6 protein-coding genes and 1 tRNA gene are annotated in these 9,719 nt (G+C 50.4%); 3 read left to right on the top strand and 4 right to left on the bottom strand.

Annotated features, from left to right (window positions below; translation table 11 throughout):
* Positions 1–42 precede the first annotated feature (42 nt).
* The 4 genes from WCT94_RS07335 to WCT94_RS07320 form a co-directional block, all read right to left on the bottom strand.
* Positions 43–1,629 carry a methyl-accepting chemotaxis protein gene (locus WCT94_RS07335; protein ID WP_336868847.1) on the bottom strand — a complete coding sequence of 529 codons (1,587 nt, stop codon included), beginning with the start codon at positions 1,627–1,629 and terminating at the stop codon, positions 43–45.
* A gap of 681 nt (positions 1,630–2,310) precedes the next feature.
* Positions 2,311–2,400, bottom strand: a tRNA-Ser gene (locus tag WCT94_RS07330).
* Between the two features lie 217 nt (positions 2,401–2,617).
* A complete protein-coding gene (locus tag WCT94_RS07325; protein WP_271877441.1) occupies positions 2,618–3,256 on the bottom strand; it encodes an RpiB/LacA/LacB family sugar-phosphate isomerase in 639 nt (212 codons plus the stop codon).
* Between the two features lie 212 nt (positions 3,257–3,468).
* On the bottom strand, positions 3,469–5,502 hold the full coding sequence (locus WCT94_RS07320; RefSeq protein WP_336868845.1) for a choline transporter: 2,034 nt from the start codon (positions 5,500–5,502) through the stop codon (positions 3,469–3,471).
* Between the two features lie 351 nt (positions 5,503–5,853).
* Here WCT94_RS07320 and betI point away from each other — a divergent pair, with 351 nt between their 5' ends.
* From betI to betA, 3 genes are all read left to right on the top strand, one after another.
* Positions 5,854–6,441, top strand: coding sequence for a transcriptional regulator BetI (gene betI, locus WCT94_RS07315; protein ID WP_336868844.1), 588 nt, complete (start codon positions 5,854–5,856; stop codon positions 6,439–6,441).
* Between the two features lie 74 nt (positions 6,442–6,515).
* Positions 6,516–7,988 (top strand): betaine-aldehyde dehydrogenase, encoded by a 1,473-nt coding sequence (gene betB / locus WCT94_RS07310; RefSeq protein ID WP_336868843.1) that lies wholly within the window; start codon positions 6,516–6,518, stop codon positions 7,986–7,988.
* A 19-nt stretch (positions 7,989–8,007) separates the two neighbouring features.
* A complete protein-coding gene (gene betA / locus WCT94_RS07305) occupies positions 8,008–9,687 on the top strand; it encodes a choline dehydrogenase (protein ID WP_336868841.1) in 1,680 nt (559 codons plus the stop codon).
* The last annotated feature ends 32 nt before the right edge of the window (positions 9,688–9,719 follow it).

The raw sequence follows: 9,719 nt of genomic DNA, 5'->3' as shown, positions 1-9,719 counted from the left end.
AATCTATAGAGATCAGGGCTTTATTTGTCTATAACGTGACCATTATCCAGAGTAATTTTCTAACTGTAATGGCCGCGGTGAAATAGTACTGCGTTTCTCCATTCCATTGAGCTTAAAAGTCTCAACAGCACTGCGTAATTTTGCTGCTTGTTCACTTAACGAGTCAGCGGCTGAAGATGCCTGTTCAACCATTGCTGCGTTTTGCTGGGTGACTCCTTCCATCTGGTTTACGGCAATATTGATTTGTGCAATGCCTCGGCTTTGTTCCTCTGAAGCCAATGACACCTCATTGATCAGGTCTGACACGTTCTTAATGACGTCTTTAACATCGATAATAGAGTCCCGAACTGCGCTGGCTTGAGAGGAGCCATTTTTAACCGCCAACTGCGCATTATCTATCAGGGTTTTGATTTCTTTTGCTGCGGAAGATGAGCGTTGTGAAAGTGTTCTAACCTCACTGGCGACGACGGCAAAGCCACGGCCGTGTTCACCCGCTCGCGCGGCTTCAACGGCTGCATTCAGTGCCAAGATATTGGTTTGAAAAGCGATGCCTTCTATTAGCGTGGTGATTTCGGCAACCTTGGAGGAACCGCTGGCGATTTCCTCCATTGCTTGAATCATCCGGGAAACGGCAGCATCACCATGCTCAACCACATCATTGGCTTTTTTACCCAGTTGATTAGCTTGCATCATATTATCAACATTACTTTCCACCGTTGACGACAGTTCATGCATACTGGCGGCGGTCTGAGCAAGCGAGGAAGCCTGCTCTTCTGTTCTTGAGGAGAGGTCAATATTCGCCGATGCGATCTCGCTTGAGGATATCGCCACATTCTCGCTTGAAGCACGGACATGGCTCAACACATCAGAAAAACGCGTGATCAATGCGTTGAAGGCTTGTGCTGTTTGGCCTATCTCATCATTACGTTGTGCATCAGCTTGTTGAGTTAAATCCAGCGTTTCGCTGATGGTTGTCAATTTTGCTCGTAAATTATTCAGGTTTTGTCGAACATAGCGCAGAATCATGGTAGAGAATGTGCCTGCCAAAACCAATGCGCCAATGATGAGTCCGGTTAGCATCCATGCTGTTAAGTTAAAGTTATCACTGTTTTCTTTTTGGAGTTTCTTCGCCAAATCTAAATTATAGCGATATTGATCTTGAAATCCTTGGAATAGTGTTTTCTCTATATCGATAATGTTCCCCTGCTCCAAGGAAGAATTATCAGTAGTTGCCCCCTCTTGAATGAGTGGAGTAATGACACTGCGGTAACTATTGAAGGCTTCGATATTCTTTTTAGACAGATTCAGATCGTTGTCGTCTGAAATGTCATTTTTCATATAGTCGTTAATGCTTTTTTCTGTTTCATTTAATGCATTTACTATTTCTTGCCTTTTTTCTTTCTTCTTTTGAGGATCAGAAATGAGAATAAACTGTAGTAGATACGTTCTGGCATTGCTAATAGCGTCATTGGCAGTGTTCAGTTTGCCTATACTAGGCAACGTATTGGTCATCACGTACTCGAAGCGATCTTTTGATGAACTCAGTGCGTTCAGCCCAAATCCCCCGACACAGATCAACGCCAGAGCGAAGATGCTCATCGCCAGAACCAGTTTTTTTACAATTGTCATGTTAGAGTTCTCCGTCGGTAGATATATATTTTTTATATGACATTGAAATGTTGTCTGTTCGCCATTATCAGGCAATAACATTAAGATTACATTAATAATAACCTGAACCTCAGAAGTTGCTTGTTTTATCTGGTTATGATTATCGATCGCCTCTAAACATAAAATCATATGTGATGCTGTTGTGATGTTTTTTTATTATAATGGATGGTTTTTACTAGAATATTTAGCGTGCTATTTTATTATCGGGTTTCTGATGCATCTCATGGAGATAACGGTCACATTTTTAAAATAAATACCAACGGAATTAATAATAGCGGTGAAGTTAATAACTGTTCGGTACTTTTAAAGGGCGTTATCTGCTTAATTAGGCTGATGGAGTAAAGATGTTACTTTGTTTAAGTCCGCTGCGGAGCGTGTTTTTTGTCAATAGATGGTCATTGCGACGAGACTTCCTTACTGGCTTCCATAAAAGAAAGCGTCCCTGACGTACGTCAAGGGCGGCTGGTATGAGTATGCCATAGGAATTGACTCGCGGTGTTCTGCCGCTCGCCCTGTGGGCCGCCGTTGGCGGTCCAAAACGCCAGTCCTCGCGTTTTGTCGAACCTTGTCAAAGTTTCTCATCCGTTCCAACGATATAAAAGAAAACGCCCTTAACGTAAGTTAAGGGCGTTTTCTTTTATATGGCGGTGAGGAAGGGATTCGAACCCTTGATACGTTTTCACGTATACACACTTTCCAGGCGTGCTCCTTCAGCCTCTCGGACACCTCACCGGGGGTTGCCTACAAGGGGCAACGGGGCGCTACTATAGGGAGTCACTTAGCTCCGGTCAAGCAGTATTTAGCGCGAACGATGCGTCTGGCTAAGCATTGAACGGTAACGGATAGTCCGCGTAACGGTGTCGTTAAAATGTAGGCAAAAAGGGGGGGAATAGGCATAAAAAAACCACAGACCGTGATGGCCTGTGGTTTTTTATCAGCTGTAGGGCGATTACGCCAGCAGCGTTTTGATGTAGCTGGTCAGTGCTTCGTCTTTGCTGTTAGCAAAGAAGTATTCCTGGAATTTAGGACCAGCAACGGCGCCTTTAACCAGATCCTGATCGAGACCTTTCAGAATGGTGATCAGGTCGTTGTAGGTCACTTCTTTTACGGCATCCAGGATTTTCTTGTTACGTTGTTGAGGAACAACGCGATCGCTCGGATAGCCACGGCCGCCTTCTTCTTTGAACAACTGGGTAAACAGGTTTTCCAGATTCAGTTCAGCGCCCCAGCCAAAGCCTTTAGCGTAAGGAACGGATACGGCGTTACCGTTGTTGATCTGAGAGAACAGGTAAGCATCAGATGGGTCAACAACCAGACCACAGATTACGCCTGGGAAAGAGTTACAAGCCAGCATGGCGCCTTGGCCAGTACCGCAGCCAGTCACAACGAAATCAGCAGCGCCAGAGTTCAGCAGGATAGCAGCCAGAATACCGTTCTGGATGTAGGTCAGCTGTGCGGCATCTTCAACGGCATATTGACCGTAGTTGTGTACAGTGTGGCCCAACGGTGCAACCGCTTTGGTCAGAGACTCGGCGATGATGGCGTTTTTGGCAGCCTGGCTGTTCTCGTTAATCAGTGCAATTTTCATGTTCGTTCCTTTTCTGTGACGGACAAATACATTTTTTAAAACTGTATTTCAATTTGATGTGTGCAGTATACCGTTTCAAAAATAAAGCGCAAATCGTGGAAGCAAAGAATGCGGCATAGCCCATAGATTCAGGAAAAACACCATGAACGGAAAAGGGACAATAAAGACATAACACATTGAAAAATGGCGCTGTATTTCAGCGCCATAGGGAGTTATGCATCTGGGAAGGTTAGCGTATTGCCGGGCGCTTCTCGATTAAGATGAAGAAAATTCAGGTGGCGTTCGTACTGATCCAAAATGTCGTTAATCACCTGTTCCTTGCTGTAGTCCATCAGATCATTTCCCTGACTTCCTTCCAACAGGAAGGTTTCAAGGCGGTAATAATCCGATTTCCCCGAGCGGGCCCGGTAGGTAAACGCTGGGACGCTATAGCGCTGTGGCCAAATTTGGTAGAGGAAATTCTGCTCATCACCCAAATCCACCAACAGTTCGAGGTGATTCAGACGTTCATCTTCGACAGGCGGTAATTCGTTGACTTCAACGTTGGCACCGCGCAGGCGCAGTTCGCGCGCGACATCCTCCATGGCCGCTTTACAGACGTTATCCAGCATTTTCTGCGTATGCGTTGTGCCAGGGAAATTCATGACGCGTGAGATGCGCTGTTTCCAGTTCAGGCGATCGTCGCCTGAGATTGGCATCGGCGCCGAGGTTTGCAAGGAGCTGGCTTTACGGTAATCTTCGACCCGCAGTGATTTATATAACCCCGCCATAATAAAGAACATCACAAAGCTAAACGGCAGCCCCATGATGACCGTGGTGTTCTGTAATGCTGACACGCCGTTTGTCATCAACATACCCAGCGTCAACAGGCCAATCGCGACTGACCAAAAAATCCGTAGCCAGTTTGGCGCATCATTGTTGATGTCGCCGAGGCGAGAAGTGAAGTTGCCCAGCACCAGCGAACCGGAATCGGCAGAGGTAACATAAAACAGCAAGCCGGTAATGGTCGCGACAGACGCGCTCAGACTGAAGCCAGGATACTGTGCCAGCAGGCTGTAGAACCCACGCTCCGGGTGCTGCATGACTTCGGTCGCAAAGTCCAGATTGCCGTGGATTACCTGATAAAGTGCGCTGTTGCCAAAAATGGAGAGCCACAGCAGGGTAAAGACAAACGGGATGATCAGCGTGCCGACGACAAACTGCCGAATCGTTCTGCCGCGCGATATACGTGCCAGAAACAGCCCGACAAACGGTGCCCACGCGACCCACCACGCCCAGAAGAACAGCGTCCAGCTATTCATCCACTCGGTCGGGCGATCGAACGCAAAGCTATTGAGCGTCATACCGGTAAAACGGTTGATGTAATCCCCGACGTTCAGCACCAGCGCGTTTAGCAGAAACTCGGTATCCCCCCAGAAGAGCAGAAAGAGAATCAAACCGAGTGCAAGCAGGACGTTAAGCTCGGAAAGGAAGCGAATGCCGCGATTGACCCCAGACGTTACGGAAACGGTCGCCATGATTACGGAAAGCAGGATGAGTGAGGCCTGAACGGTAAGGTTCTCAGGAATCTGGAACAGGACTTTCAGCCCGTAATTAAGCTGAACGACGCCGATACCGAGCGTGGTGGCGATACCGAAGATGGTTCCGAGTACGGCGGCGATATCAACACTGTGTCCAATCGGACCATTGATGCGTTTACCAAAAATAGGATACAGGGCAGAGCGAATCGTCAGCGGTAAATTATACCGGTAGCTGAAGTAGCCCAAAGCGATACCCATCAGCGCGTACATTGACCAACCTGTTAGCCCGTAGTGAAACAGCGTCCAGACCATAGCCTGCCGCGCCGCTTCCATCGTTTGGCCCTGTCCTTCCGGCGGCATCATATATTGCGTAATGGGTTCCGCGACGGAAAAGAACATTAAATCGATGCCGATCCCTGCAGCAAACAGCATTGCAGCCCAGCTCATCAAGCTAAATTCAGGTTTCGACTGCTCCGGCCCGAGCTTGATCGAACCAAAGCGGGAGGAGGCGATGAAGATGACGAAAACGATGTAGAGCGTGGCGGCGAGCAGGTAGTACCAACCAAAGGTGGCTGAAACCCAGTTAAGTGCGTGGGTAATCCAGGCATTTGCCTCTTTGTTAAACAACATGGTCAGCAGCGAGAAGGTCAGGATGAGTCCCGCTGATGTGTAGAACACGACAGGATTCAGGCGATCCTGTTGGGTGGTCGTTTCTGATGCTGGCATGGTTATCCCTTGCGTTACGTGAACAGACAATCTGATTCCTCTCTCCACGAAGTGTGCTTAGCGCATACCAAGAATGGGGCGCAGGACATCCGCTGAGTACGCTTTCCGTTGAAGAAGGTCGTCAGAACAAAAAAGAAATTATTCTTTTTAAGGTGGAGTTATCGTCTGAACTCACACCATTTTTCATGATAATTGATACAGATTTTTAACCTTTCAGCAATAAAAGATATTCATTTTTTATTGAACGTTCAATCAAAAAAAAGTTTAATGGGACAAATCGGATCATGAATCATCGTCTTTTACCGTGATTCATCACGCAAAATGAAGGGAAGAAAATGAAGGGGAAGTGCAGTGCCTAAAGTGGGAATGCAGCCTATCAGACGACAACAGCTCATCGACGCGACGCTGGCAGCAATTAACGATGTGGGGATGCATGACGCCTCGATCGTACAGATTGCCCGACGTGCGGGGGTGTCGAATGGGATCATCAGCCATTACTTCCGCGATAAAAATGGCTTACTGGAAGCGACGATGCGCTATCTGATTAGTCATCTGGGGCTGGCGGTGAAATCAAGATTGCTGAGCCTGACAGACAACACGCCTCGTGCGCGTTTGCGGGCGATTGTTCAGGGCAATTTTGATGATAGTCAGACGAATAGCGCGGCGATGAAAACCTGGCTGGCGTTTTGGGCCAGTAGCCTGCATTCCCCCATGCTCCATCGGCTACAGCAGGTTAACGATAGGCGGCTTTACTCCAACCTGTGCGTCGAGTTTAGCCATTGCTTGCCGAAAGATAACGCACGTATTGCGGCAAAAGGGTTGGCAGGCTTGATCGATGGACTGTGGCTGCGCGGTGCGCTAAGTCATGACGCCTTCAACCGCGAAGAAGCGCTGAGCATTGCCTACGACTATATCGAGCAGCAGCTCACTCGCACGTAATCCTTCCTTATCGCTTTGCTTTTTCTTTTTCTGCCCGGAACGTGTGTCCGGGCAGCCATCAGACAGGAGAATTTATGTCTCGCTACGGTTTACAACAGCTTTATATCAACGGCACATATGTCGATAGCACGGGTGACGATACGTTTGATGCGATAAACCCCGCGAATGGAGACATCATCGCCCAGCTTCAGTCAGCCACTGCCGCTGATGTTGACCGAGCGGTTAGCGCAGCAACCGCAGGGCAGAAAATATGGGCGGCCATGACAGCGATGGAGCGCTCGCGTATTTTACGCCGTGCTGTCGATATCCTGCGTGAGCGCAATGATGAACTCGCATTGCTTGAAACGCACGACACCGGCAAGCCGCTCTCAGAAACGCGCACCGTCGATATCGTGACCGGTGCGGATGTTCTGGAATATTACGCGGGGTTGGTTCCCATGCTCGAAGGGCAGCAGATCCCCCTACGTGATACTTCGTTCGCCTATACCCGCCGGGAACCGCTTGGCGTGGTCGCTGGCATCGGTGCCTGGAACTATCCCATTCAGATCGCATTGTGGAAATCGGCCCCTGCACTGGCGGCGGGCAATGCGATGATCTTCAAGCCCAGTGAGGTCACGTCGCTTACCGCGCTGAAGCTGGCAGAAATCTATACCGAGGCTGGGTTACCGGCGGGCGTATTCACTGTGCTGACGGGTGCGGGACAATCCGTTGGTCAGGCGCTGACCATGCATCCCGGTATTGCCAAAGTCTCTTTCACGGGAGGGATCGCCAGCGGGAAAACGGTAATGGCCAATGCCGCAGGTTCGACCCTGAAAGAGGTCACGATGGAGTTGGGTGGAAAATCGCCGTTGATCATTTTCGCTGATGCCGATCTGGATAAGGCGGCGGATATCGCCATGATGGCGAATTTCTTCAGCTCAGGGCAGGTGTGTACTAACGGTACGCGCGTCTTTGTTCCACAGGCATTGCAGACGCAGTTTGAGGAAAAAATTCTGGCGCGCGTTCAGCGCATCCGTATCGGTGACCCGACTGACGAGCAGGTGAATTTTGGTCCGCTGATCAGCTTCCCGCACAGAGAATCCGTACTGCGTTACATCGAAAGTGGAAAACGCGAAGGCGCTCGCGTGCTGGTGGGTGGCGAACCGATGGCTGACGAGAAATATGCACAAGGCGCATACGTTGCCCCTACGGTGTTCACGGATTGCCGGGACGATATGAAGATTGTGCGGGAAGAAATCTTTGGCCCGGTCATGAGCATTCTGACGTATCAGGATGAGGATGAAGTCATCCGTCGCGCCAATGATAGCGAGTATGGGCTGGCGGCCGGCATCGTGACCTGCGATCTGAATCGGGCACATCGGGTTATTCATCAGCTTGAGGCTGGGATTTGCTGGATCAACACCTGGGGGGAATCCCCGGCTGAAATGCCTGTGGGCGGCTACAAACATTCGGGTGTCGGACGTGAAAACGGCATAACAACATTGGAACACTATACGCAAATCAAGTCTGTACAGGTTGAACTGGGTGAATTCCGCTCGGTATTTTAAACGAAGGGGAGAAAGCCTAATGGAATATGATTACATCATTATCGGAGCCGGTTCTGCCGGCAATGTGCTGGCAACGCGTCTCACAGAAGAAAGCGACGTCAGCGTGCTGCTGCTCGAAGCCGGTGGCCCGGACTATCGGTTGGATTTTCGCACGCAAATGCCTGCGGCACTCGCTTTCCCACTACAGGGGAAGCGTTATAACTGGGCGTATGAGACTGACCCAGAACCTCATATGAATAACCGCCGTATGGAATGCGGTCGTGGCAAAGGGCTGGGTGGCTCATCACTGATTAACGGCATGTGCTACATCCGTGGCAATGCGATGGATTTTGATAACTGGGCGACGATGCCCGGTCTGGAAGACTGGAGTTACCTTGATTGTCTGCCGTATTTCCGCAAAGCGGAAACGCGGGATGTAGGATCGAATGACTATCATGGCGCGACGGGCCCTGTGTCGGTGACCACGCCGAAGATGGGAAACAACGAACTGTTTCACGCTATGGTTGAAGCGGGCGTACAAGCCGGTTATCCACGTACGGACGATCTTAACGGCTATCAGCAGGAAGGGTTTGGGCCGATGGACAGGACCGTTACGCCGAAGGGGCGTCGCGCCAGTACCGCCCGAGGCTATCTGGATCAGGCGAAAGGTCGTAAAAATCTGACCATCGTGACGTATGCCTTAACCGACAGGATTCTCTTTGACGGAAAACGTGCCGTCGGCGTCGCTTACTTTAAAGGCGAAAGTGCGCAGACGGCGAAGGCTCGTCGCGAGGTGCTGCTATGTGCCGGTGCGATCGCCTCGCCGCAGATCCTGCAACGCTCTGGCGTGGGGCCGAAAGCGCTGCTTCAGGCGCTCGATATTCCAGTCGTGCACGCGTTGCCCGGCGTCGGCGAGAATTTGCAGGACCATCTGGAAATGTATTTGCAATACGCCTGCAAAGAACCGGTGTCGCTGTATCCAGCGCTACAGTGGTTTAATCAGCCGAAAATCGGGGCGGAATGGTTGTTCAACGGCACAGGCATTGGTGCGAGTAACCAGTTTGAAGCGGGGGGGTTTATTCGTAGCAGTGATGAATTCGCCTGGCCGAACATTCAATACCATTTTCTCCCTGTCGCGATTAACTACAACGGCAGTAACGCGGTAAAAGAGCATGGGTTTCAGGCGCATGTGGGCTCCATGCGCTCACTTAGCCGAGGGCGTGTGCAGGTGCGTTCCAAAGACGCCCGTGAGCACCCCAGCATCCTGTTCAACTATATGTCGACAGAACAGGATTGGCAGGAGTTTCGCGATGCAATCCGCATTACGCGTGAAATCATGGCGCAGCCTGCGCTGGATAAATACCGTGGTCGAGAAATCAGTCCCGGGCTGGAGGTGCAGACCGATGAGGAACTGGATGAATTTATCCGTACCCACGCTGAGACGGCATTCCATCCCTCTTGTTCCTGTAAGATGGGAGAGGACGAGATGGCGGTGGTTGATGGGCAAGGTCGGGTCCACGGGATGGAAGGGCTGCGCGTAGTGGATGCCTCCATTATGCCGCAGATTATTACTGGTAACCTGAACGCGACAACCATCATGATTGCCGAGAAGATTGCCGACCGAATCCGCCGTCGCCAGCCGCTGCCGCGCAGCAAAGCGCGCTACTATGTGTCCGGAAATACCCCGGTGAGAAAAGCACCGCTAAAACCAGCCTCGTAACGTTCTCCGCATAGCCAGATGGACCGCCCAGA

The sequence above is a fragment of the Pectobacterium sp. 1950-15 genome, assembly GCF_037136835.1.
Taxonomy (GTDB): domain Bacteria; phylum Pseudomonadota; class Gammaproteobacteria; order Enterobacterales; family Enterobacteriaceae; genus Pectobacterium.
Note: the sequence above shows the minus strand (reverse complement) of the source record. Positions and strands in the feature narration are given on the sequence as shown.